Origin of the sequence: Candidatus Epulonipiscium viviparus, from assembly GCF_030708075.1 — a bacterium.
GTDB classification, from domain to species: domain Bacteria; phylum Bacillota; class Clostridia; order Lachnospirales; family Cellulosilyticaceae; genus Epulonipiscioides; species Epulonipiscioides viviparus.
The window spans coordinates 1,071,165-1,097,876 of record NZ_CP117982.1; the positions used below are offsets into that span (position 1 = coordinate 1,071,165).

The window sequence follows — 26,712 nt, forward strand, 5'->3', positions numbered from 1 at the left end:
TTTATGATTGGAGAGATAAAATGAATAGAAGATTAATTTCCGCACTCACACTTTTAACCGCAATAACAACTACTACAATAGTTACTCCTATATTGGCAGCAACTCCAGCCACCGACGCAATTACTACTTTATTAGAGGAGCTAGGCATTTCAGATTTAGAACTTCCCGAATTTGAGCCAGAATTCGAATTAGAGATCGACCCATTTTTTGATGACTTCTTTGACGAAGTACCTTATATTCCAGTGCCCGTTGTTCCAGATATGCCAGAAGACGACTTTCCGCTGATCGCACCAGATATGACTGTTTCTATGCCTATTGCAGAATCCGAAAATTTAATGGCAGCGCTAGATCCAGGATTTGATGCCGGTGCCGATTCGGGATTATTTAAGGCACTTGCCCCAGCCTGGGGAGAAGGGATTTCTAATTCTGAAATTGTCTCCGATGATGGCAATAACGCACTTATGCTCACTAATAATGGTAGCTCAAAATCTTGGGCATTCACTGTAAAGGGACTTTCGCCAAATACGAATTATCAATTTACTGCTAGAGCAAAGAAAAATGCATCCAATCCCTCTTCTGCTATTGTATTCAACAAAGCCGCAATAGCTGGCGCGACATCCAATGTTGTACATACAATTACCTCTGTTGATGCCTGGCAAACTATCACATACAGTTTTACGACCTCCGCCACTGCAACATCTCTAAATATAGGATTAAACTTCAATTCTAGCACCACACCATATGAGGATGCCAAAATTTATATGGATGACTTCTCGCTAATTGCAATAGACGCAATTCCAGAGCCCGATAAATACCCCGACCACAACGACCAGTTTAATCCCAATGATGAGGTATTAGATGCATCTCCAGATGTGTTTCCTCTATCTGATAAAGCTAACACACGCAACTGGGCGCTCAGCCAAACTTTTTCTGATGAGTTCGACGATGCCACTCTCGATAGCAGCAAGTGGAAGACTATCAATAAAAACTGGTCTGGCAGATTCCCATCTTATTATGTCGAAGATAATGTGCGTGTTGAAGACGGCAAAATGGTATTGCAATCCAATTGGGGCGATATGGTTTTGGATGAAGATGGAGAAGTTACTAATGCCGGCGAAATGACACAGGGCTATGAAGCTGCCGTTGCCTTAAACCCTACGCTAACAGGATATGGCTATTATGAGGTTATGACCAGAACTGCGCCGATAAGTATGACAAGCTCGTTTTGGATGCGAGGCGCTACCAAAGAAATTGATGTCTATGAGCAGATCGGCTCACCACGTAAAGGCAGCGGCACCACCACATATCCTATCAATACACACGATTTCGCCGACAAAAATAATCAAATCTCTGATCCATTTTCATATGATACGGGCGACGATTTAACTGCAGATTATCACGCATTTGGATTGGAGTGGGGTGCCGACTGGCTCAAGTTTTACTATGATGGGGAGCTTATTCATGTTAAAGAAAACAAGGGCTTCCATGAACCTTTGGAAATGAAGTTTGATACCGAAACATTTATTTGGAAAGGATTTCCATATGAAGAAGATTTTAAAGTTTTTACCGATCCTCTAACATTTGAAGAACGATACACCGGCGACTTTCATATCGAATATATTAGAGTTTGGCGTTCTGATGATCCACAAATAGAAGAAGAAGTTGCACCTCCGACCAAACCCGCACCCAAAGAAATTTCTGCGACATACGGGACCCCTGCCAACTTAACCACTTCTACAGATGCGATTTGGAACACCTCCACTGCAATAAACGATTTGGAAGTGTTATATGGCGGAATCGAGAAATTTAACTCCACTATTTCGGCAAAAGCCATGTGGGATGCGAACAACTTATATTTGCTTGCGGAAGTGGAGGACCGCGACATCTTTATCAATACCGAAAATACTAGCAATGGAGACTCTATCGACTTTTATCTAGATGGAGGAAACGAGAAGGCCACTGCATATGATTTGAACGATATTGCGATCAAAGTACTGCCAGATGGCACTGTCGAAACAGCTGCAGCCGGCGTGACTGCTACTGCCCTCGAATCTGATGCCGGATATACTATACAGGTCAAAATTCCTTGGAACACTTTAGGCGTTACAGCAGCTGCCGATCAGGTAATAGGCTTCGATGTGCAACTTAACGAAGGGCATCAAAATACTCAGGCACGCGACGGCATTGCCGTATGGAATGGCGATACATCTTTGCCGCAGTCTCTCGCTACTGCCGGAACTTTAAAACTATCAGAAGCCAACTTGCTTTTAGCTCTAGATCCTGCCTTCAACTTAGGCACCGATAGCCCTCTTTTTAAAAGCATCGTCAATGGCTATGGACCTGCAGATGTCACCAAAAATATTATCGTCGAAAACAATAACAACATCCTCGAGCTCTCTCACACTGGCACTGCAGGCTCGGACAAATTCGCTATCACGGACCTTTCGCCTAATACCACCTACAAACTCACCTTCGATGCCAAAAAGCATGTTGACAACCCTTCGGTATTAGCCATTATCAACGGAAATACTGTGACCGCTGGTGCCGACATAATGATTCCTGTATCAAATGATTGGCAAAATCTGGAATTAGAGTTTACCACGTTGCCCTCGGCTACAGATGTAATATTTGCTGCAAACTTTTCTAGCAACTCGGTAGCTTATGATGATGACAAGGTATACTTTGACAACTTTGTATTAACAAAAATCGGCACCCTCCCCGCACCAGATGGCCACTTCGCATATCTAAACGAATACTTTGCCGAGCTTAACGCAAAGGATATTGCATCTACTGGCGATGTCGAGTGGGTTCAATTTGCGCCTGGCAATGCTGGAGACTCCGACGGAACATTTATACATCCAACCGATGATGACGTTATGTTTAGTTTTCCTGACATGGGCAACGCGTATCGATCTGCAGATGGTGGGCTCACTTGGCAAACTATTTTGTATCATGATCAAACTACAACGACTCCTCTTACCAAAGTATATGGAATGGATTTCTCGCGTCAGGATCCCGACTTTGGAATGGCCTCAAACGGGGCAGGCATTCAGATCACCCGGGACCGAGGAGAGTCGTTTAGCGATTACGTGTTTTATGGCAACATCGAGGCGCTTGCCGTTAACCCTCAGGATGATAGCATCTGGTTTGCGGGAGCAGGTAACTTTTGGAACACTAAGCAAAACTATCGCACCGATGCTATGCCTCATGGAATCGGCCCCACTAGCAATGCTGGAAAACTATATAAATCTACCGATTCTGGCAAAACTTGGAAAGAACTTCAAGGTACTGGCATTCATGAAGAGGCAGAATTTGGTGAAATCTATATCGACGCCGATAATACTGATCTAATGTTTGCAACTACAACGTATGGGCTCTACAAAAGCACCGATGGCGGTAGCAGTTGGAGCAAAATCGAAACTATAGAATCCGCGAATGGCGATGAGCACGATATGGTAATGGATCTCGATGTGTACAAAGACCCTTCAACGAAAGAGCTGACGTTATATATTATCAATCAGGTACAATATTATATTGATGAGAGCGCCAAAACTGTTGCAAGCAAGGGGGGGATTTTTAAGAGTACCGACTTAGGCGATACTTGGACAAATATTTCTGGAGATCTGGGCATCGATATCAAAGCGTTAAATGACGAAAACTCTAAACTGGTTAACGAGGTGCTGGAGCCAAATAATATTGAGTTTAATGGCAGCGAAAACTTTCCGCGAATATGGCTTAATGTTGGAATGAATAAGTATTTTGCAGGCTCAAAAATACTAGAGGGCACAAGTTTTGGCGAGCTGGCTCCAAACTCTCCAGAGCAGATTATGCATAACTATGATCATATCGAAGTTGACCCAACCAATCCAAACAAAATCTACGTTTCGCATGATGGAAAATGGTCGGCGTCGCCATTTGTTGGTGATGTATACACAACAGATGATGGCGGCGAGCACTGGTATATTGCTACGCGAAGTGGTTTGGCCTGGGAGTATCCTTCTGAATATTGGAAATCTCGAAATCAGCCTATGGGCAAGAATGTACAACCCGACCATTACAACTATGAATATGGCATTGATTTGTACGCAACACAGGGCGTTAGAGATTTTGATATGAATAGCAAGGGTGAAGCTTTTGCGCTCTATCGCACTCTTTACAAAACTGTCGATGGTGGAGAATATTGGCAAAACCTAGACTCTGTGCAGCTATCTAACGGCGGTTGGGTCGGCACCGGCGCTAGCAATCTCCCTGGTAAGCAAATTGTTACCGATATCAGAGATCACGACCTTATGTATATGGTCGGTGGCGAAAACAAGCTCTTCAAAAAAATCGATGGTGCCGAAGACGAGTATTACGAAGACACGACTGCCATGATAAATTTCGAGCACTCGCCTGATAACATCTCCATCATTGCTATTCATCCAGACGATATCGATACTATGTACGCATTAATGCTTCGACAGCATGGGCAAGGCGAGTTCTACAGGTCCACCGATGCTGGCGAGACTTGGAATAGCATTTCGACAATTTTCCAGACCGATAATATTCATACAAAGGTTGTACAAAAGGGATTGCTCATCGACCCTACAAATCCCAACAATATGTATTTTTCTATCACTGCGACCAATGTTAACGAGGTGCCTCCTTTGCATGGAACAGAGTATAGCGGCGTGTATAAGAGCACTGATGGCGGTTACAACTGGGAGCAACACACTGCGGGGCTGCCTGGCACCCATGATGTGTTTGATCTTGAGTTTGCACCTAACGACCCGTCTACCATTTATGCTGCATCAAGTGCAGGCAACTCTATCGCTCTCGACAAATTTGAAAGCCAAGATTCTTGGACAATGACCGGCGGAGCGACGATCGGCAACAGCCCTACCAACCACTACTGCCTCATTTTGAAAGGCGAGACAGCCACCATGGAGCGCGAGATTACAGGACTTCTGCCCGACACAGAGTATTACATCTCAACTTACGCATACACCGAAAATGATAGTGCCGCCAAAATGTCTGTACTCGACGCATCTGGCACCGAGCTTAGTAGCGTCGCGATCGTCGACAATATGCAAATAGTAAAAGGAGTTATTTTCAAAACCGGCAAAGACCAAACTGCGGTGACACTCAAGCTCGAAAAAACTTCCGGTACAGATAACGTATACCTCGATAAATTTTCACTTAAAACCGCGGGTGGGCTGTACAAATCAACCGATGGTGCCGAAACATTTTCGCGAGTTGAGAGCTTTCCGAATCTGCCGCAAACTAATATGGTCACAGTGGCTGCAAATAAGATTTATGTCGCTGCCGGAAACGCAACCAGCGGTGTTGAAAACGGAGGCGTCTGGGTTGGCGATGGCAAAACTTGGCAAAAAATCTTTGAGCATCCTAAAGTGGTAACCATCAAAGTGGATCCGTTAAATCACTCCCGATTGCTTGCAGTTACAACGGAAGAAAACTCTGGATATGCCACATATAATGCCGGAGCATTTTTATCTACCGACGCAGGAGCGACCTGGGACAAAATTAACACCGGAATAGGCAATCCGACCGGCATCTACGACGTCGAGTTTGACTTGGCTGATCCAGATAGACTGTGGCTAACTAGCAGCTCTGGCGGATTTTATAAAGGCTATATTGGCGGCTCACCGGCTCGCGATACAAACTTGAGAGAATACGATGTAACATTTAAGGTTGATAAAGAGACCGAGTTTGTAAAAGAAGTACGCAAATATTCGAAAGTCTTCCCGCTCACTAGTGCAGAGCTTGGTGTTGCAACCGACAGCCTCGACACTCCGTTTAAGGGTTGGTATGATGGCAACGAGCCATATAATTTCAACACTCCTGTTACAAGAAATCTCACCTTAACTGCCAAATGGGCTAACGAAGAGGACACGACTGCTCCAACAATCGTCTATGCTGGTGACGCGGCTCTTACTGTAGCTCAGGGAGATAAATTTACGATGCCATCTGTTACAGCCACCGACGATGTATCCGCTAACGAAAATATTACGATCGATTATACTATCACCAATGCGGCTGGTGCAGCTGTCTCTACTGTCGATACATCTAAAGTTGGCACTTATACTATTACTTATACTGCCACAGACGAGGCCGGCAATTCCGCTACTCTCAAAATTACTGTCTCTGTTGTTGCCGCCGCGGGAGCTGAAAATTTGTTTACACCATTCGATCCTGGATTTGATACTGGTGCCGAAAGCCAATTTATGGCAAAATTGAATCCTTGGTGGGGAGATCCAACACCTGAAAAATCAGTGGTTGAGTTGGACGGTAATAATGCATTGCAACTTACACATACTGGAGCAACTACTTCTATCAAATACGACATCAACGATCTCGAATTAGGTGCAACATACAAGTTCAGTGTTAAAGCCAAAAAGGATTTCGCTTCAACTGGAGCGGCAATCGTATTTGAGGGTGCGGCAGTTGGAGCTAGTGCAAATGTAGTTCACACTATTACGGGTGTCGACGAGTGGCAACTTATCGAATACGAATTTACTCCAGTGGAAAATCCATTATCATTGGGCACCGCCAAAACTGTACCATTTGGATTAAACTTTAATAGCGGCACCTACGACAACGCCAAAATATATTTCGACGACTTTTCATTAATTAAGATTAGCGGTGGAGATTCAAAAGAGGACACGACCGCTCCAACAATCGTCTATGCTGGTGACGCATCTCTTACCGTAGCTCAGGGAGGTAAATTTACGATGCCATCTGTTACAGCCACCGACGATGTCTCTGCTAACGAGAATATTACGATCGATTATACTATCACCGATGCGGCTGGTGCAGCTGTCTCTACTGTCGATACATCTAAAGTTGGCACTTATACTATTACTTATACTGCCACAGATGAGGCCGGCAATTCCGCTACTCTCAAAATTACCGTATCTGTTGTTGCCGCCGCGGGAGCTGAAAATTTATTTGCACCATTCGATCCTGGATTTGATACTGGTGCCGAAAGTGAATTTATGGCAAAATTGAATCCTTGGTGGGGAGATCCAACACCTGAAAAATCAGTGATTGAGTTGGACGGTAATAATGTATTGCAGCTTACACATACTGGAGCAACTACTTCTATCAAATACGACATCAACAATCTCGAATTAGGTGCAACATACAAGTTCAGTGTTAAAGCCAAAAAGGATTTCGCTTCAACTGGAGCGGCAATCGTATTTGATGGCAAGGCGGTAGGCGATGGTCCAAATATAGTTCACACTATTACGGGTGTCGACGAGTGGCAACTTATCGAATACGAATTTACTCCAGTGGAAAATCCATTATCATTGGGCACCGCCAAAATAGTACCATTTGGATTAAACTTTAATAGCGGCACCTACGACAACGCCAAAATATATTTCGACGACTTTTCATTAATTAAGATTAGCGGTGGAGATTCAAAAGAGGACACGACCGCTCCAACAATCGTCTATGCTGGTGACGCATCTCTTACCGTAACTCAGGGCGATAAATTTACGATGCCATCTGTTACAGCCACCGACGATGTATCCGCTAACGAAAATATTACGATCGATTATACTATCACCGATGCGGCTGGTGCAGCTGTCTCTACTGTCGATACATCTAAAGTTGGCACTTATACTATTACTTATACTGCCACAGATGAGGCCGGCAATTCCGCTACTCTCAAAATTACCGTATCTGTTGTTGCCGTCGCGGGAGCTGAAAATTTGTTTACACCATTCGATCCTGGATTTGATACTGGTGCCGAAAGCCAATTTATGGCAAAATTGAATCCTTGGTGGGGAGATCCAACACCTGAAAAATCAGTGATTGAGTTGGACGGTAATAATGTATTGCAGCTTACACATACTGGAGCAACTACTTCTATCAAATACGACATCAACAATCTCGAATTAGGTGCAACATACAAGTTCAGTGTTAAAGCCAAAAAGGATTTCGCTTCAACTGGAGCGGCAATCGTATTTGAGGGTGCGGCAGTTGGAGCTAGTGCAAATGTAGTCCACACTATTACGGGTGTCGACGAGTGGCAACTTATCGAATACGAATTTACTCCAGTGGAAAATCCATTATCATTGGGCACCGCCAAAACTGTACCATTTGGATTAAACTTTAATAGCGGCACCTACGACAATGCCAAAATATATTTCGACGACTTTTCATTAATTAAGATTAGCGGTGGAGATTCAAAAGAGGACACGACCGCTCCAACAATCGTCTATGCTGGTGACGCGGCTCTTACTGTAGCTCAGGGAGATAAATTTACGATGCCATCTGTTACAGCCACCGACGATGTATCCGCTAACGAAAATATTACGATCGATTATACTATCACCAATGCGGCTGGTGCAGCTGTCTCTACTGTCGATACATCTAAAGTTGGCACTTATACTATTACTTATACTGCCACAGACGAGGCCGGCAATTCCGCTACTCTCAAAATTACTGTCTCTGTCGTTGCCGCAGATGCCGAAGCTCCAACTTTTAAATACTCTGGCAAAACTTACATCTCTATAGAGGAGGGAGATAAATTTACGATGCCATCCGTTACTGCTGTGGACAATGTAAGCAAAGATGTAGAAGTCAGCGTTGTTATCACCAACTCTAAGGGAACGAAAATCGATAAAATTAACACCAACTTAGCCGGTAAATATACGCTCACTTATACCGCCACAGACGAGGCCGGCAATGCTGCAACTTTGAAAATTACAGTTTCTGTATCCGAAGATGATAACGACTCCTCGGGCGGTGGCTCTTCGGGCGGTGGCAGCTCTTCTGGAGGTGGTAGCTCGTCGGTTATCATCAATTCTTCGAGTAGCAGTTCTTATTCTGGGTATAAATCTGAAGATGAATTACATGCTGAACTTACTGCCGCAATGAGCGCTTCCGACATTATTATGTTCGATAACTTTTTGAAAGCGAGCAAAATTTCGGTACGTGATATAGAAACAACAGCGAAAAAACTCATCGATCTTTCCGCTTCAGAAAAGGAAACGCTCAAGAAAACTGTATCGGCACAGATGCCATATACGAGCATGAATGGTTCAGTCAGCTTGGATATGCTTCGCGATACTATGGGCGATGACTACTCTCAGACAGATCTGCTTGCAACAGTCGCCAGCCCACAGATTTTGGAAATTGTTGGAATTGAACTTAGTCAACCGGTTCAAATAATACCTGCAATTAACACCACCTTTGTAGACGTTTCTGACAGCCATTGGGCAAAGGACTTAATTTCTGAGGCAGTTGGCAAAGGCTACGTATCTGGCGATATTTACAATTTATTCTCTCCCGACAAAGGCATTGTTGTTGCCGATTTGTTTGTATCCTTGGACAGAGTTCTGTTGTTACGAGGGGTAACCGAAATGAACTTAAGCAAAACGACTGTTGAAAAATATATTACGAACAAGAATCATCCAGCATTTAGCAGTATCGCGAGTATAGCATCAAAGCTCAGCGAGAACACCCTCAAAGTTGTTGCAAGCCTCGGAGAGACCGGTCAAATTTCACGTGGGTTGTTTGCACAAATAATATATGAAGCAACGAACGAAATGCATGCGCGCACCAATGCTCCAAAATATTTTGCCGACGTTGCAACTTCGCCGTACAAAGATGCTCTTAACTATTGCATAGAAACGGGACTACTTTCTGGCACCAGCGAGACAGCCATGAGCCCATCAAAAAAACTAACGCGAGCCGAAATGACTGCAATATTATTGAGACTTATGACAAAATAGATCCAGGCAAAATTTCATTCGCATCTCCTCGCCGCTTCAACGGCTAACTCAGAGGAGATGGGACTACTTTCTGGCATCAGCGAGACAGCCATGAGCCCATCAAAAAAACTAACGCGAGCCGAAATGACTGCAATATTATTGAGACTTATGACAAAATAGATCCAGGCAAAATTTCATTCGCATCTCCTCGCCGCTTCAACGGCTAACTCAGAGGAGATGACATTTATGTTAACCTGAATAAAAAGTTTGAAAGTTGCCGAAAACATGCTATAATAATCGTAGTTTTACTATCTCAAAACTTTGGAGGCTATTATGAATATAAAGAAATTTTTACTAACAGCAATGACGGCAATTTCAATCTCCGCAACTTTGATAGGATGTGGTGGCGATACAGACTCGGCGGCTACCGTAACTGATAATTTAGATTTGTATACACCACTTGGCACCTACCCTGTTGTCAAAGAGGGAGTTGATATCTCATTTACAGCATTTGCACCTTTGCTAACTAATATAACTACATATGCCTATGACACAAATTTATTTACAAAGCATTTCCAAGATTTGACAGGTGTTGAGATCGAATGGGTTGAATGTACTTCTGCAGATAAAAAGCAAAAATTTAATGTAATGATGACCGGAGGAGACTATACAGACGTAATTTTAGAAATGCAAAATACCCTTTCTGAGTTATCTCTGTATGGATCTCAAGGAATCTTTATTCCGCTAAACGATCTAATCGACCAGTATATGCCAAATTTGAAAGCAGTGCTCGAGAAAAATCCACACGTCGTCGACGCCTGGACTGCGACTGATGGAAACATTTACTCGCTTCCTAAAATTTCGGGCAGCCTTAACAACCAAGTCGGCAATAAAATGTGGATGAATCAGGTGTGGCTAGACAATTTGGGATTAGAAGTACCTACTAATATCGACGAATTTTATAATGTGTTGAAAGCATTTAAGGAGCAAGACGCTAATGGCAATGGCGACCCGAACGATGAAATTCCTTTGACCGGATCTTATAAATCATGGGCAGGCGATATTACACTATTTATTGGCAACATGTTTCAGCCTATGTCTAACTCGTCCAAATTTTTAAATATCGATGAAGACGGCCAAATTTTCTATGCGAAGTCGACAGATGAGTGGAAAGAAGCGCTTAAATTTATGAATAAGCTTCATGATGAGGGGTTATTTGACCCTATGTATTTCTCGCAAACGTCTGATCAGCTAATAAAGTTGGCATCAAATCCTGCAGCGGCCGTCGTGGGCACCACAGTTGGCGGGTCGGTTACAGTATTTGCCAATACCACAAACCATGAGCGATGGGGACAATACACTTGGGTGCCACCAATTGAAGGACCAACCGGGCTAATTTCTACAGCGCACACACCTGATTTTGGCAAGGCAGTTTTATCGATCACAAACAGATGCGAAAACCCAATAGCTGTTGCGCGCATGTTTGACTATATGTATGATGCTGAAGGCAAGGGCACCTTTGCAAATGAATATGGATTAGAGGGGACGGGACGATATCGACTAGCCGAAGAGGGCACCAAAAATTATGTTGGCGGACCTGCAGAAGTTATCAACCTCTCAGCCGATGCGGCAAAAGACGTTAGCTGGGGTGGACTTGGACCAGGGTATCACGACGAAGACTGGCTACTTATGTTTGGGGTAAGCGACAAACCATCTGAAGAAGTTGGGTATCTTCTCTATCGTGCCGGGCAAGACTATATCGATCATGCGCAAGATATCGATACTATGATTCCTCCATTGGCATTTGATTTGGATGACTCTCGAATTTTGGTTGATGTAGAAACAAATCTTGGAATGTATCTCGATCAGGCAACTGCCGACTTTATCACTGGCAAAGTGGATATCGACGAGGGATGGGACGACTATTTAGAACAGCTAAATAATATCGGTATAAACCAATATATTTCAGTGCATCAGGAGGCGCTCGATTTAAAATTATCTAAATAAATTTGTGTAGACGAGGCTTCGGTTTCGTCTTTATTTTTTTCCAATTTTTGCCGATATATTATGTATAATAGGACAAGGAGGTACATATGGCACTAATATTTTTGGGATATTTCATAAATTTTATACCCAATTTCTTGGGTTATTTGATTATTGCAGCTGGGCTATCTTCGCTGCTCGTCACTCAAAAAACTTATTCACTGATAGCAGCAAAGCAATGGGCACTGATGCTTTCCATTGTTACATTTTTTCAAGCAATTATTTTTTTATTTGAGACGCAAAACTTTTCAAACACTCCAATAACAATATTGTCAACTGCATTCAATTTAACTAATCTTTATTTTATATATCTACTAGCAGTTAGTTTTCAGAGCATTGCAACAACTTTGGGAGCAATACTAAGAACTAAACTGGTATTTTTTACATTAGGTATTTCAGTTATTTTATTAATTTTTGACGCAATATTCAGTTTTATTGGTAGTGAATCTGAAGTAATGCCTATGTTACTATTCGTTACACAAATTGTACAATATTGTGCAGTTTTAATTTTAGTTATACGAATTAGTATCATGCGCAGAAAGTATCGATACACTCATGGTTAAATTAATATCACACACAAAGATAAGGAGGTAGACATGACACTAATATTTTGGGGATACTTATTTATACTCTTTAACGATGTTATTCTTAACGATATTATTCTAGGAATATCATCTTTAAATTTTATTGCCTATATAATGATTGCAATAGGACTCACACGTTGGATAGAGAAAAGCAAAAGTTATAAGCTGATCGCTGCCAAACAATGGTCAATTGGACTTGCAATCGTTTCGTTATTATATGAAGTCATAATTTTTTCGTCAATTTTTTCGTTGGATTATATATCTCTTTCCTCACCCTTTGCGACGCTGATAAGCGCTGCATTTAGTTTGGCATCTATATACCTACTATGTTTAATTACATTGGGAATAAAAGATTTTGCTACATCTTTGGAGATTAAATTAAATACTAATCCAATACTAATTTTGGCACGAATTTCAGCTTTGCTAGTATTTATTACGCCTATACTAATAATAATAGATAGCGAATCGCTGTCGATTTATTCATCTATCCAAATTCCATTGAGTCTATTGCAAATAGTAGGCATAATTATGTTTTTAAATATGATGCAACGAGCAACCGCTGCATATGTCCAATCAGAAGATATTACGTAATCTTCACTAGCGATACTAATAGGGTGTCGCTTTTTTTATAATAAAAATAACAATTTATCTTAAAATTTTCATATTAATGTGATATTTTATAGGTAGGGGGGCGATTTATTCATGGCACAAATATTTTGGGGATACCTATTTATATTCTTTAGCATATCGTTAAATGGAATCGATTTACTTCCAGATTGCTTAGGATACTTTTTTATAATGAAAGGTGCAATATTTTTATCCAGTACGAGCAAACACTTTGTTGCAGCAAAACCTTGGTCAATCGGTCTTGCCATAATTACACTACTCGAACTAATTAACAACTCCTTTATCGGGTTGTATCTCGGCGAAACTATTGCGTCCTTACTCGGCGCCGCACTGAAATTTGCCGACCTGTATTTATTATATATAATTATATTAGGCATTAAAGATTTGGCAGCTTCTACGCTAGAACAGGCACAGGAGAATGCAAAACCCGTATTTTCTGCAATGGCTGTTGATGCTACAACACTGGATATACAGACTGTAACTGAATTGATTGAATCGGCTGATGCCGAAGAAAATATACGCAATGCATCATTGTTCCGTCGCATCGCTACTGCCATGAAATTAAATGCCAAGACAAAGATCTTTTTACCGTTGTGGAAAATAATGCTTATTGTTCAAGTTGCTTCGGTAGTATTCTCTGCCTTTGCATTGGACCTTTCTGTCGATGCATCTGCTGAAGTTGTAGCAAGTGAAGTGATCCCATCCACTATATTTACTGTTGGATCCGAAGTTTTAATTGCAATCAGTATTCTGTTGATGTTCATATTTTTATTTGTAATGTATCAGCTTAATTTAACATATGAATATTTTAATAAATCTAGATAGCAACAGAGCCCCATTTTGGGGCTTTTTTTTGTTCTGTGCAAAGTTTTTATCAGCTATTTATATGCAGTATCCATAATTTAATGTAATATCATAATAAGTACTGCATATAAATTTAAAGACTATATTTATACATTTGCTTGGAGAGGAAAAGTCGATTCCGTTTAACAAGCATTTTTTCATCCAAAGCAAATTATTTTAGCCAAGAAAGTTACTAACTCAAATGATGCAATCATCGCCAATATTAAAAAGCGTGGCGACAAGGTAATTTAAGATTAATTAAAGGAGAATGCTATGAAAAAATTTAGAAGTTTAATTTTTACTACGTTGGCGGCGACCATTGTATTAGCCGGATGTTCAACAGATGATAGCTCATCAACTGTAGAAGTTCCTTCAGATGGATATACTGGAAAGCTCGTTATTTCGATTCATAATCAGCTAAATAACCCAGCTATTGTAGAGGGCATAAACGCTCTCGCTGTCACAGACAAATGGAAAAATGTAGAAATGGAAATTATTCCTCAAGATGTGGAGTATCCTACTACTATGCCTATCAAAATAATGGGCGGAACCAGCATCGATGTCATATATAACTTTAATCCTATAGAATTTGAAAAAAATGCTTCTAATGGAATCCTTACCAATTTGGATCAGCACGCAAAAGAATTAGGTGTCGATCTAGAGGCTCGATACGGCAGTAACTTAGCCTCCTCAACATATCAAGACAGTGTTTATGGAATTCCCGGCGGATATACAGCTTGGGGATTGTTCTACAACAAATCTATCTTCGATGCTGCCAACATTCCATATCCTGATATCGATACTCCTATGACCTGGTCAGAATATCGCGAGCTTGCAGCAAAACTCACTTCAGGCCAAGGTGCAAACAAAACTTATGGAACATTGCATTTAGACTGGCCCATGTATTGGTATGGCGAAGCTATTATGGAACTTGGTGGTGGGCAACATTTTTATAATGAAGAAGGGCTGTCAAATATCGAGCATCCTGCATTTAGAAATGCACTAGAGCAAGCATATAAAATGCAAAATGTAGATAAATCAACTCCTACACAATCGGATCTCATCGCCAGAAAGATTGAACCAGATGGATTTTTTGCAGGCCAATATGCAATGTATCCTCATGGCACTTGGTTTTTTAATTGGTTAGCAGACGAAGAATCGTATCCTCGAGATTATGAAATAGGATTTGCACCGCTGCCAATTCCAGATGGAACAACGCAGCATCAAAATTGGGGGGTGTGCGCATCGTTTGCAGTGCCTGTTACATCTAGTAATTCTTTAATGGCAACAGATTTTTGTATAGATTTAGTTGAATATGCTACTCGATATTCGCCAATCGAAGCATATGCGGATTTGAGTGTAGCGCCCGAGAAGCTTTATGCTACTATTCACGAAGATATCCCCGACGAAGGAATGACCGCCGAAAACGTTCAGAAAGTATTTTTTCATCCAGAGCAAATTAATTTAGCCGAAAAAGTTACTGGCCCAAATGCTGCTAAATATGAGACAGTTATCGACGAAGAAGTTGAAATGTATTTGGCTGGCGCACAAGATATAGATGCAACCATCGCCAATATTAAAAAGCGTGGCGACAAGGTAATTCAAGATTAATTAAAGGAGGATGCTATGAAAAAATTTGGAAGTTTAATTTTTACTGCATTGGCAGCAACCATTGCATTAGCAGGATGTTCAACAGATGATGCTTCATCAACTGCAACAGTTCCTGCAGACGGATATACTGGAGACCTCATTATTTCCGTTAATAGTTTATTAAATAATCCAGCTATTGTAGAAGGCATCAATGCTCTCGCGGCCACAGACAAATGGAAAAATGTAAATATAGAAGTCATTCCTCAATCTGTTGACTATATCGTTAATATGCCTATCCAGTTGATGGGAGGAAATCGTCTTGATATTGTGTACCATTTCAACCCAATAGAGTTTGAAAAAAATTCTTCTATCGGACTTCTTACCGATTTAGAACCATATGTAGATATCCTTGGCATTGATATGGAAGCTAGATTCGGCAGTCATTTGCCATCAGCAATCTATAAAGATACCCTCTACGGCATTCCGGCTGGATACACATCTTGGGGATTGTTCTACAACAAATCTATCTTTGATGCTGCAAACATTCCATATCCCGATATCGATACCCCTATGACCTGGTCAGAATATCGCGAGCTTGCAGCAAAACTCACTTCAGGCCAAGGTGCAGATAAAATTTATGGTGCATTACATTTACAGTGGCCAATGTATTGGTATGGCGAAGCTATTATGGAACTTGGTGGTGGGCAACATTTTTATAATGAAGAAGGGCTGTCAAATATCGAGCATCCTGCATTTAGAAATGCGCTAGAGCAAGCATATAAAATGCAAAATATAGATAAATCAACTCCTACACAAGCCGATGTTATTGCCAGAAAGATTGAAGCTGATGGATTTTTATCTGGTCAGTATGCGATGTATCCTCACGGCACTTGGTTTTTTAATTGGCTAGCAGATGAAGTTACATATCCTAGAGACTATGAAATTGGATTTGCACCGCTGCCAATTCCAGATGGAACAACGCAGCATCAAAATTGGGGGGTGTGCGCATCATTTGCGGTGCCTGTTACAGCAAAAGACCCGCTTATGGCAACAGATTTTTCCATCGATTTACTTGAGTATGCTACCCGATATTCGCCAATCGAAGCATATGCAGATCTGAGTGTAACACCTGAGAGGCTTTACGCTACTATTCACGAAGATATCCCAGACGAAGGAATGACCGCCGAAAACGTTCAAAAAGTATTTTTTCATCCAGAGCAAATTAATTTAACCGAAAAAGTTACTGGCCCAAATGCTGCTAAATATGAGACAGTGATCGATGAAGAAGTTGAAATGTATTTGGCCGGTGCACAAGATATAGATACAACCATCGCCAATATTAAAAAGCGTGGCGACAAGGTAATTCAAGATTGATGCATTGAATAGGTCCTTGCTGTTGTGAGGATCTATTTTTTTGAGGAGGTATTTTATGAAAAAGATTTTTAGACAAGAAACTATAATAGGGTACTTGTTTATATTACCAACCTTGCTTGGATTTATAGTATTTATGGGGTATCCACTAATTTATTCTATCTTCTTAAGCTTTTGGGATTGGAATATGATGCAGGGAGTATCGGGTTCTGAATTTGTCGGATTAAATAATTATATAGAAGTGTTTCAAGACAGCTATTTTATAGCCGGTTTAAGCAATAATCTAAAAATGCTATTTGTCGCCGTACCGATACTATTAACTCTAGCACTCACATTGGCATGTATCCTCAATACTGCGATATTTGGGCGTGGTATAATTCGTACAATATACTTTATGCCTTACATAACAACTGTAACGGCCGCGGCAATAGTTTTTGCCGCATTATTTCATGATGAATTTGGTCCTATTAATGAATTTTTAAGAATAATAGGAATTGAAAATCCACCAGGATGGTTAGCAAGTGTGGACTGGTCAATGCCGACAGTTGGTATTTTTTGGATATGGCGTATGCTAGGGTATTGTATAATTTTATTTTTAGCAGGATTACAAGGGATTCCTAAATCATATTATGAGGCCGCGGCAATAGATGGCGCCACCGGATTTGCTCAGTTTAGACATATAACGTTTCCACTAATTAGTCCAACAACATTTTTCCTCACTATCACAATGGGCATTGCTTCATTTTCGATATTTGCAGAAACAAAGGTAATGACTAGTGGTGGACCGGGCACATCATCATATACATTGGTATATATGATCTACAAAGATGCCTTTGAAAATTATGAAATGGGTTATGCTTCGGCTATCGGAATAATCTTCTTCAGTATCATACTAATAATCACACTAATTCAATGGTTTGGACAAAAACATTGGGTAAATTATTAAGAGGAGGAATAAGTCATGAAGCAACTAGCGGTAAAAATTATTAAAACAGCAATACTTGGATTAGGCGGCATACTAATGCTGATGCCCGTTGTATGGATGGTATCTACAGCATTTAAGTTTGAAGCAGACGTATTTGCGTTTCCAATTCAATGGATTCCAGAAAGAGCAACACTCAATAATTTTACTAAAGTATTTGAACAATTTCCGTATTGGAACTGGTACCTAAACACATTTAGAAATACACTATTGATTGTAACATTTGGATTATTGTTTGCATCTATGTCGGGATTTGCATTTGCCAAAATAAACTTTAAAGGAAAAAACATAATATTTTTGATCTATATATCTGGAATGATGATACCTGGAGAACTTCGATTGATACCACAATTTTTCATGTACCGAAACCTTGGAATAATGAATACAATGTGGGCAGTTATATTGCCCTGGATATTTTTTGTAGGATTTTCGATATTTTTTATGAGGCAAGCATTTATGGCCATTCCAGATGAATTGATAGAGGCGGCCAAAATTGATGGGTGCTCTCTTTTTGGAATATATAGCAAAATCTGTGTTCCTCTTGTTAAATCTTCGTTTATAGCTCTTGGAATTCTCACATTTACTTGGGGATGGAATGATTATACTGGTCCTATGATCTATATATCCGATATCAATAAACAAGTTTTGAGCGTGGGCATAGCATCGTTTAAAGCTCAATACAGTGCAAACTATGCTCTACAAATGGCCGGAGCCACATTAGCATTGGTTCCAATTATACTAGTGTATTTGATAGCCCAAAAGTACCTAATCGAGGGTGTCGCATCTTCTGGAATTAAAGGGTAATCAATTATTTAATCACAAGTTTCCATATTCTTCCTAAAATGGTCACTGTGCATCTTAAATGAATTTACCATACCTATCATATAAAAGGCACTGTTATGTCCACCATTTCTCAAGCTATATTCATGATCTTTCTCAATACTCAATAAATATTCATGCGTTTTTACAGTATTTTGATAATCAACGGCAGTGTCTTGAAGCCCGCAGTCCAGATAAAAATCATACGCTTTCATTTGCTCCGCATTTAAAGATTTTAATAAAGATAGTGTGGAATCGCTTAAGGCTCCCATATGACTTGCAATAGAAGAATACAAATCCGGATTTGATAGACCAAGAGTCATAGCGCCATGACCACCCATAGATATTCCAGTTAAGCCACGAAACTCAGCTTCATTTATAGTGCGATAGTTATTTTCAATTTCTGATCTTATTTCGCTGGTAATATGAGATGCCCATGGGCCTGTGCCATTAAGATTGGTGGGGTTGTATTCTGTATCAGCATACCAACTTGATAGCCCAGAATCTGGCATCACAACAATCATTTCCATAATATTTCCATTTTGTATTTGCTCATTTAAAAAGCTTTCAATTTTATCCACGGTCACAAATGATTTGCTACTCGAATTTATTCCGTGCAGCAAATAAACTACCGGATATTGTTTACTAGTATTTTCATAATACGATGGTGGCAAATAAATATTATAGCTTAATTTGATAGATTTGCCATTTTTATCTTTAAATAAAGCCGAATCATACGTTGTAGTATAGCAGTGGCTCATGTTTCCTTGCTCATAGAACACATCATCAATAACACTAAAATATTGAGTAATATCAGCATCCAAAACAACCTGATTTGACGCATCTATAATTTTTCGATTCGCTTCATAACTATATACACCATTATCATCTAGCCAAAAACTTTGATCCGCATCTATGACACTTAATCCTTCGCTATAGTTGTTTTTGAAATCTAGCAAATAATCCGACTTATTCTCAAAATTTTGCATATAATTTGGCATAACCGTTCTGGCATATGCAGTAAAGTTATAGTCTTCAATTGCCTTTTTCTGCGCATTTATTATTTCTTCAAATTCCTCGCTATATCCATTAATTGTTGGCAAGCCTTTTATCTTTCTTACAGCGATATCATCGCTACAAATCGCATATCCATCTCCAACATAAAATCCACCATCTCCATTATTATTAAAAACTCTTATTGCAATTTCATTGGTACCGCCTTCGTTCAAAATATCTGCTGGTATAGAATACTCTCTATTAATTTCCCAATAAGACTTTTCGAACACAATTGAGTCTTCGCTATTTTGGGGATTATAGTTAAAGCCCCCTGTAGAGCTAGTATTGATTATAGCTTCTTTGTTATGATTGATAAATCCACTAGATGCGACTGGTTGCCCATTAATATATACTACATCCGCATCATCAATCACGCCCAATATCAAAGTTACATCTTCATTATTGGTAAAATTTTCTGGCAATTTAAATTCTGTGGCAACCCAAGTTTCTGACCATTGTTTAAACAAAGGAGTTCCATCGTTTTTGGTTAGAGGTTCAAATCCTGCATGATCATCATTAGTAGGCATATTTAAAGTCTCCCAAGTTTTAAAAACTGCACTAGATGGAACTACTGCAAGCTCTATATCCTCTGTTGCAATTCCATCTTTTGTATAAGGAAGCAATCCGAACATGTGATTATATGTACGATATTCTTTGAAATGCCATGATTCGTTGTCCAATCTTACAAATTTTGCTGTATCTTGCTCTACTGCATAAATATTCGAAATACCTAATGCCATAGTTGTTAGCATCAAAAATGTTAGTGACTTTTTCATAAAAAATGCTCCTTTTTTTATAAAATCATATAAAATTTAATAATAATATTCCTTTTCAATATATGTCCGATTACATTATAATATAACACTAGAATCATAATCACTATCAAAAAAAAGAATAAAAACTAAAATTTCATCCTTTAGTCTTTATTCTTGATTCTTTATCAAGCAATGGAGATATTCCGTTATCGCATCTACTTTGTATTTTCTATTTTCTAATTTATCTGCCTTAAATCTACGATATTCAGTAGTCACAGCTTTATATTTGCCATATTTTCCCATAATAAATTTAATTGCATCAAAATTCATTAGTCCTTCATTATTGTAACTTAGAAAGATAAACTTAAAATCGGCATCTGCAATAAGATTTTCAAAGGCAACTTCTACTGTTCGCCTAGAGCAGAAATCACTTTTTTGATTTTTGTAATCTCGAAGACCGGTTTTGCCTCTAATTTGGGGATTATCATATTTTGATATTGTTTCTAAGATGTGATAATTGGCACCATATTGCCTTGCATTATAAGGAGGGTCAAGATATAAAACATCTCCTTTAATATTTTTAATTAGATCATTACTATTAATATTATAGACTACTCCATCGTTAGAGCCCTTTATTATTGGTAGCAGTTCAAGCTCAAAATTTTTTTGAGCTGATTTTTTTATGTGTTTTAAAAATGCGCCATAAACCGATGTTGTATTTGCATATTTATCGATTGAATTTATTAAGCTTGCAAGAAAATAATAGTATTGATTGTCATTAATTTGTCGATTTACATATAGTTTTTCGAGTTCTTGCCTAATTGCATCGCACTTACGACCATTGTAATCTGAAAAATAGTTTCTATTGCTACCCGATCCTGCGCAATAATTATTAAAGATAAATCCGTCTACTCCTTCGAGATTGTTTAAATATGTTAATAGCGACACATCCATCTCAGAATTATTTTCGATATAGTGCTTACTTAAAATATAACTATACCACTGAATATCGTTAGAAATAACTTTACATCCATTTTTTTTGAAATTAACACCAACAATCCCTGTTCCAGCAAACAAATCGGCAAAAACAAAATACTTTCCTTTTGTATATCCCGTTATATCATATATAGTATCTTCCAAAAAGTCCATTAATGATAATTTTGAACCTATATAATTCATTCTTAAATCCTCATTTTTTTATATTATTTTACCCATGCGGTCTCTACCACTTTGTGTTGTATGTATACCATAAAAATAACAAAATTACAATGCTTTTACTAATATTTTAATTTTTTATATTCTATCACTCACACTTGCACTATATTTTATCATTATTTATTTTGTATAACATAGCTAATAAAAAAATAATATTCGCTATTTTATTATGAAATACTACTTTAAAATAACTTTATAGTGCAATATAAACAAATATTTTAATTTACTCTTCATTTATTTTATGAACAATCACATTTGCATTTACTATTGCTTCTTCATAGCTATCTGGAATAGAGTCTGTAATAATATAGTCAATATCCTCGAATTTCGCTGCAGCATATAAATTTACTGTATCAAATTTATCGGAATCAATCATCAAATACCACTTCTGAGACATCCTCGATACATAATCATACACAGGTAAACTGATTACCGATGATACCGCCAGACCTTGTTTAAGGTTAACTGCCGAAGCACTGGTAAATGCTTTGTCTACTCTTATATTCTCTAAAAAATTTGCAGAATTTTGATGATTATTTTTAGGACTAGAAAACAAAGTTAGACCATCTGTAGAAGTAACTTTTCCACCCAATAAATAAATTTCCGCTCCAGCTCGCAGTAAATTATCTAGACATCCTATGTTATTGGTTACTACAGATATGCTATTAAATTTATATAGCAATTTAGCCAATTCGCAGCATGTCCTACCAGAACCCAAAAATATAGTATCTCCTTCTTCTATTTCTTCGCAAGCGCGGAGAGCTATTTTTTTTAAAATAGGATAATCACCCCTACTAAGAAAAGCAAGTTTTTTTGTAGGATCTTCTTTCAGTATCCCACCTCCATAAACTCTAGTTAATACTCCTTCACATTCTAATATAGCCAAGTCTTTTCTAATAGATACTGGACTCACGTTGTAAAAAGCTGCAAGTTCATTTACATTAATTTGTTTTTTTGTGTATAAAATTTCTCGAATTTCATGTACCCTACCTAATATAACAAAATTCCCCTTTCGTCACTAAAAATCTATATTATGTACAGTATATCTTAAAAAAAAATGGCAGTCAATAGAACGAAATCAATCAAAAGTAAATAAATAAACGTAATATATATTTAATATTGCTTTTAATATTAAAGCAGTATTATATAGTCAAATTATACAACAAATTGTTCTAATTTCTAGATATAATATACAAAAAACCAAAGCGAAACACAATGAAACTTGAATATCATATACCGATATGCTATTCTCAAATATATCAAAATAATTACAAATGAAAATGTGTATCATAAACAAACTTCGGTAAATTAGATTAGGAGGTATCAGTGAGTGAAATGAATAAATTATTAGAATTAGTTACGATAGGACGCGCCGGTATTGATTTTAATACAACCCAATTAAATACTTCTTTTGAATATATCGATGCCTATACAAAATCTATCGGAGGATCTCCGGCCAATATTGTCCAAGGTGCCACCAAACTTGGTCTTAAGACTGCATTTATTGGCAAAATATCTGGAGATGGAATGGGCGAATACATTTACAATGATTTTCAAAAACAAGGCATTAATGTCAGCGGCTTGGTAATTGATAAAACTGGTGCTAGAAATTGTTTAGCCATTTTAGAAATATTAGACATCAAAAATAGTGGAACCTATGAAAATAAAGATACAACAGGATTTCACCATGGCACCTACTTATATCGCGAAAATACAGCGGATATGCTAATAACCCCTGACGAAATTAATGAAGAATTGATATCAAAAACTGAGTATCTATTATTTTCTGGAACAGCTTTTTCTGCAGAGCCTTCACGAAGCGCTATGTTTGCTGCTATTGAGTATGCCAAAAAATATAATACTAAAATGGTATTAGATATCGATTACAGACCATTTGGATGGAAAAATCTTACAGAAGCTTCTGCTGTGTATCAACAAGTTTGTGCGGAGATGGATATCATAATTGGCAATCGAGAAGAGTTTGACATAGTCGAGTATACTGTTATGCCCGACAATAATGACAACTCAGTTTCCGCAAAAACTTTCTTAGACATGGGCATCGAAATTGTTGTAGTTAAAGATGGCGAAAGAGGCTCTTGGACCTATACTCAAGATAATCAAGTTATAGAATGCGGTGTTATAAAAACTGAAATCAAAAAGACTTTTGGTTCTGGAGATGCCTTTGCGGCAGGCTTTATGTATGGTCTTATAAGAAACAAAGGACTATCGTATGCCATGCAATTAGGTTCGGCTTGTGCATCTATCGTATTACAGGGATATAGTTGTGCACCAGATATGCCAAGTTATGAGCAAGCAGAAAAATATCGAAAAATCAATGAATCTATGATGTTAAAATAAAAAGTAACTTTGGGAGTAATTAAAATGAAAAGTAATTTAAAGCAAGAAATTCTTCATGCCAGCAACACTAAAGGAGCAATCGTGGGATTTAATGTTTTTGGATTTGAAGATGCTATTGCTGTAATTAGAGCAGCAGAAATTTGCAACTGTCCTACATTGTTGATGCTAAATAAATTGGCCACAAAGTATCTCTCAATAGAGTCTTGGGCAGGTATGTTGCTACCCTTAATCAAATGCGCTGCAGTACCCATTTCACTTCATCTTGATCATTGCCAAGATTTTAATACAATAGTGAGAGCAATACATTCGGGATTTAGTTCTGTAATGATTGATGGTTCTCAATATTCAGTAGACGAAAACATTGCAATGACAAGGGAAATTGTTAAAATAGCGCATTGCTTTGACGTGGCTGTAGAAGGTGAAATCGGCTCAGTTCCTTATGGCGATATACCTGGAACTAAAGATATAACAACTTCTACCGAAGAAGCCAAACGCTTTGTTACCGAAAGCGGGGTTGACTGGGTTGCTGTTGCCGTGGGGCAAATCCACCGTATGTATGAGCCTATAATGCGTATTAAATTTGACAGATTACATGAGATCGAGCAAGCGATTGACACCCCTCTGGTTATTCACGGAGTTTCTGGCATCTATAAAGACGATCTACAACCATTAGTTGCTGGAAAAGTTGCTAAACTAAATTTTGGCACTGGCATTCGAGTTGCGTTTGTTGAGACTTTGAAAAAAAGCATGGCAGAACAACCAAATCAATATGATAAATTAATTTTGGCCGAAGATGCCCAGATGGCAGTCACTCAAGAAGCAATTAAAGTAATGGAAAATTTAAAAATGTAAATAATTGTTATTAAGGAGAATGAGTATATGGCAACTAAAAAACTAACCATGGCACAAGCTTTAGTAGAATTTTTGATTAACCAGTATATAGTGGTCGATGGCGTTGAAAGCAAGTTTGTTCATGGTGTTCTAGCAATTTTTGGACATGGCAACGCAGTGGGGCTTGGTCAGGCACTCGAAGAATATCAAGATCAAATTAAATGTATTGCTGGCAAAAATGAACAGGAAATCGCACACGTTGGTGTCGGTTATGCAAAGCAAAGCAGACGACGCGCGATTTTTGCTTGCACCGCTTCTATGGGACCCGGATCTCTCAATATGGTAACAGCCGCTGGTACCGCATCTGTAAATAGAATTCCTATTTTATTTTTGCCATCTGAAGGCTTTTCGGATCGTCAGCCAGACCCTGCTCTACAACAAATGGAGCACGATCAAGATGCTACGCTAACAGCTAACGATGCCTTTAAAGCGGTCAGCAAATACTTTGATAGAATAGAGCGCCCTGTACAACTAATGACAGCCATGTTAAACGCTATGCGAACATTAACTGATCCCGCAAAGACAGGAGCTGTTACAATTTGTATACCTCAAGATGTACAAGGTGAACCATATGATTATCCCGAAGAGTTTCTCCAAAAACGTTGTTGGTATGTGGATCGCGCAGAGCCTGGCAAAGACGTTATTAAAAGAGCAGTTGCAGCCATTCAAGCAGGCAAAAAACCTGTAATAGTATCTGGTGGCGGAACTCGTTATAGTGACGCAGGAGATGAGTTAGTCGCTTTTGCCAATGAATTCCAAATTCCAATTACAGAAACGCAAGCTGGCAAAGGTGAAGTTTTATCTGATGTTGATCTAAATCTTGGTGCTTCAGGAATTTGTGGAACGTTATCTGCCAATCTAATTTGTAAAAAAGCAGATATTATTTTAGCAGTTGGTACAAAACTAAATGATTTCGTAACTAATTCTAAGGCCGGATATAGCAAAGATGCCCAGATCGTTTCTATCAATACAAATCGTATGGATGCGTTTAAATTAGAAGCAGTTTCGATTGTTGCAGATGCGCGCGAAGGAATTAAGGCCCTTGGTGATGCGCTTCGCAAAGTCGGATATAAAGCTGATTGGGGTACCGAACTATCTGAAGCTAAGCAAGCTTGGGCAGATATACGCCAATCACTTGCAAAATTAGAGGCCAAAAATGGTGAAAACTTAAATCAAACTAGAGTCCTTATGGAACTAAATCCTCTATTAAAACATGATAATGTGGTTGTATCATCTGGTAGCTTACCTTCTGATTTAGAACGAATTTGGGAAGTTAATCATAAGGGCGGGTATCATGCCGAATATGGCTTCTCTTGCATGAGCTATGAAATATCTGGAGCATTGGGCGTTAAAATGTTTGATCCTAGCAGAGATGTCTATACTTTTATTGGCGACGGCGCCTTTATGATGGGGCACTCTGATCTATATACTAGCATACAGGAACGCACCAAAATCAACGTATTGCTATTTAATAATAGCGGGCATCAATGTATTCATAATCTGCAAAAATGGCAAGGAATGGATAAAATGGGCTTTGCAACAGAATTTCGATATAGAGAAGCAAGCGGTAAATTAGACGGCAATCTAATCGATGTAAAATACGCCGACCTCGCACGCGCATATGGTGCCAACTCTTGGCGTGTCACTACTATTGCAGAACTTCATGAAGCAATTGCTCTTAGTAGACAATCGGAGGTATCTACTTTAATTGAAATTATGGTCGAACCCGGGACTATGACAGAAGGCTATGAACATTATTGGAGAGTTGGTACAGCAGAAGTTGCAAAAAAAGATAGTGTAGTAAAAGCCTGTAAAGAAATGAAAGCTGGATTGGAATACGCAAGATGGTATTAATC

General features: G+C 38.9%; 15 protein-coding genes. 12 read left to right on the forward strand and 3 right to left on the reverse strand.

The window, feature by feature from the left end; translation table 11 throughout:
* Window positions 1-20: 20 nt before the first annotated feature.
* The 9 genes from PCY70_RS04285 to PCY70_RS04325 all read left to right on the forward strand — a co-directional run bounded on the left by PCY70_RS04285 (window position 21) and on the right by PCY70_RS04325 (window position 18,566).
* Window positions 21-9,743 carry an immunoglobulin-like domain-containing protein gene (locus PCY70_RS04285; protein ID WP_305768567.1) on the forward strand — a complete coding sequence of 3,241 codons (9,723 nt, stop codon included), beginning with the start codon at window positions 21-23 and terminating at the stop codon, window positions 9,741-9,743.
* 312 nt (window positions 9,744-10,055) lie between these two features.
* Window positions 10,056-11,729, forward strand: coding sequence for an extracellular solute-binding protein (locus tag PCY70_RS04290; RefSeq protein WP_305768568.1), 1,674 nt, complete (start codon window positions 10,056-10,058; stop codon window positions 11,727-11,729).
* An 86-nt stretch (window positions 11,730-11,815) separates the two neighbouring features.
* A complete protein-coding gene (locus PCY70_RS04295; protein ID WP_305768569.1) occupies window positions 11,816-12,328 on the forward strand; it encodes a hypothetical protein in 513 nt (170 codons plus the stop codon).
* Between the two features lie 33 nt (window positions 12,329-12,361).
* A complete protein-coding gene (locus PCY70_RS04300; RefSeq protein WP_305768570.1) occupies window positions 12,362-12,940 on the forward strand; it encodes a hypothetical protein in 579 nt (192 codons plus the stop codon).
* A 111-nt stretch (window positions 12,941-13,051) separates the two neighbouring features.
* Window positions 13,052-13,801, forward strand: a complete 750-nt coding sequence (locus PCY70_RS04305; protein ID WP_305768571.1) for a hypothetical protein — start codon at window positions 13,052-13,054, stop codon at window positions 13,799-13,801.
* A gap of 291 nt (window positions 13,802-14,092) precedes the next feature.
* Window positions 14,093-15,430: an ABC transporter substrate-binding protein gene (locus tag PCY70_RS04310; protein ID WP_305768572.1), complete on the forward strand. Its 1,338-nt coding sequence runs from the start codon at window positions 14,093-14,095 to the stop codon at window positions 15,428-15,430.
* 15 nt (window positions 15,431-15,445) lie between these two features.
* A complete protein-coding gene (locus PCY70_RS04315; RefSeq protein WP_305768573.1) occupies window positions 15,446-16,783 on the forward strand; it encodes an ABC transporter substrate-binding protein in 1,338 nt (445 codons plus the stop codon).
* 55 nt (window positions 16,784-16,838) lie between these two features.
* Window positions 16,839-17,726: a carbohydrate ABC transporter permease gene (locus PCY70_RS04320; RefSeq protein ID WP_305768574.1), complete on the forward strand. Its 888-nt coding sequence runs from the start codon at window positions 16,839-16,841 to the stop codon at window positions 17,724-17,726.
* A gap of 15 nt (window positions 17,727-17,741) precedes the next feature.
* Entirely contained in the window at window positions 17,742-18,566 is an 825-nt protein-coding gene (locus tag PCY70_RS04325) for a carbohydrate ABC transporter permease (protein ID WP_305768575.1), read from the forward strand.
* Between the two features lie 8 nt (window positions 18,567-18,574).
* Here the strand turns inward: PCY70_RS04325 and PCY70_RS04330 are convergent, their stop codons facing one another.
* The 3 genes from PCY70_RS04330 to PCY70_RS04340 form a co-directional block, all read right to left on the reverse strand.
* Window positions 18,575-20,413, reverse strand: coding sequence for an alpha/beta hydrolase (locus tag PCY70_RS04330; protein WP_305768576.1), 1,839 nt, complete (start codon window positions 20,411-20,413; stop codon window positions 18,575-18,577).
* A gap of 147 nt (window positions 20,414-20,560) precedes the next feature.
* Entirely contained in the window at window positions 20,561-21,571 is a 1,011-nt protein-coding gene (locus PCY70_RS04335; protein WP_305768577.1) for a DNA adenine methylase, read from the reverse strand.
* Window positions 21,572-21,830: 259 nt separating this feature from the next.
* Window positions 21,831-22,604: a DeoR/GlpR family DNA-binding transcription regulator gene (locus tag PCY70_RS04340; RefSeq protein WP_323132699.1), complete on the reverse strand. Its 774-nt coding sequence runs from the start codon at window positions 22,602-22,604 to the stop codon at window positions 21,831-21,833.
* A 338-nt stretch (window positions 22,605-22,942) separates the two neighbouring features.
* On the opposite strand from PCY70_RS04340, the gene iolC reads away from it, so the two are divergent.
* The 3 genes from iolC to iolD are packed head-to-tail and all read left to right on the forward strand — an operon-like array spanning window position 22,943 to window position 26,710.
* Complete coding sequence (gene iolC / locus PCY70_RS04345) at window positions 22,943-23,965, forward strand: 5-dehydro-2-deoxygluconokinase (protein ID WP_305768578.1); 1,023 nt, start codon at window positions 22,943-22,945, stop codon at window positions 23,963-23,965.
* Between the two features lie 24 nt (window positions 23,966-23,989).
* Window positions 23,990-24,817: a class II fructose-bisphosphate aldolase gene (locus PCY70_RS04350; RefSeq protein WP_305768579.1), complete on the forward strand. Its 828-nt coding sequence runs from the start codon at window positions 23,990-23,992 to the stop codon at window positions 24,815-24,817.
* A gap of 27 nt (window positions 24,818-24,844) precedes the next feature.
* Window positions 24,845-26,710, forward strand: a complete 1,866-nt coding sequence (gene iolD / locus PCY70_RS04355; protein WP_305768580.1) for a 3D-(3,5/4)-trihydroxycyclohexane-1,2-dione acylhydrolase (decyclizing) — start codon at window positions 24,845-24,847, stop codon at window positions 26,708-26,710.
* The last annotated feature ends 2 nt before the right edge of the window (window positions 26,711-26,712 follow it).

Coding starts and splice junctions, on each gene's coding strand:
- PCY70_RS04310 (WP_305768572.1), top strand. CDS start 14,093: ATGAAAAAATTTAGAAGTTTAATTTTTACTACGTTGGCGGCGACCATT.
- PCY70_RS04305 (WP_305768571.1), top strand. CDS start 13,052: ATGGCACAAATATTTTGGGGATACCTATTTATATTCTTTAGCATATCG.
- PCY70_RS04335 (WP_305768577.1), bottom strand. CDS start 21,571: ATGAATTATATAGGTTCAAAATTATCATTAATGGACTTTTTGGAAGAT.
- PCY70_RS04325 (WP_305768575.1), top strand. CDS start 17,742: ATGAAGCAACTAGCGGTAAAAATTATTAAAACAGCAATACTTGGATTA.
- PCY70_RS04295 (WP_305768569.1), top strand. CDS start 11,816: ATGGCACTAATATTTTTGGGATATTTCATAAATTTTATACCCAATTTC.
- PCY70_RS04330 (WP_305768576.1), bottom strand. CDS start 20,413: ATGAAAAAGTCACTAACATTTTTGATGCTAACAACTATGGCATTAGGT.
- PCY70_RS04300 (WP_305768570.1), top strand. CDS start 12,362: ATGACACTAATATTTTGGGGATACTTATTTATACTCTTTAACGATGTT.
- PCY70_RS04315 (WP_305768573.1), top strand. CDS start 15,446: ATGAAAAAATTTGGAAGTTTAATTTTTACTGCATTGGCAGCAACCATT.
- iolC (WP_305768578.1), top strand. CDS start 22,943: ATGAATAAATTATTAGAATTAGTTACGATAGGACGCGCCGGTATTGAT.
- PCY70_RS04320 (WP_305768574.1), top strand. CDS start 16,839: ATGAAAAAGATTTTTAGACAAGAAACTATAATAGGGTACTTGTTTATA.
- PCY70_RS04290 (WP_305768568.1), top strand. CDS start 10,056: ATGAATATAAAGAAATTTTTACTAACAGCAATGACGGCAATTTCAATC.
- PCY70_RS04285 (WP_305768567.1), top strand. CDS start 21: ATGAATAGAAGATTAATTTCCGCACTCACACTTTTAACCGCAATAACA.
- iolD (WP_305768580.1), top strand. CDS start 24,845: ATGGCAACTAAAAAACTAACCATGGCACAAGCTTTAGTAGAATTTTTG.
- PCY70_RS04350 (WP_305768579.1), top strand. CDS start 23,990: ATGAAAAGTAATTTAAAGCAAGAAATTCTTCATGCCAGCAACACTAAA.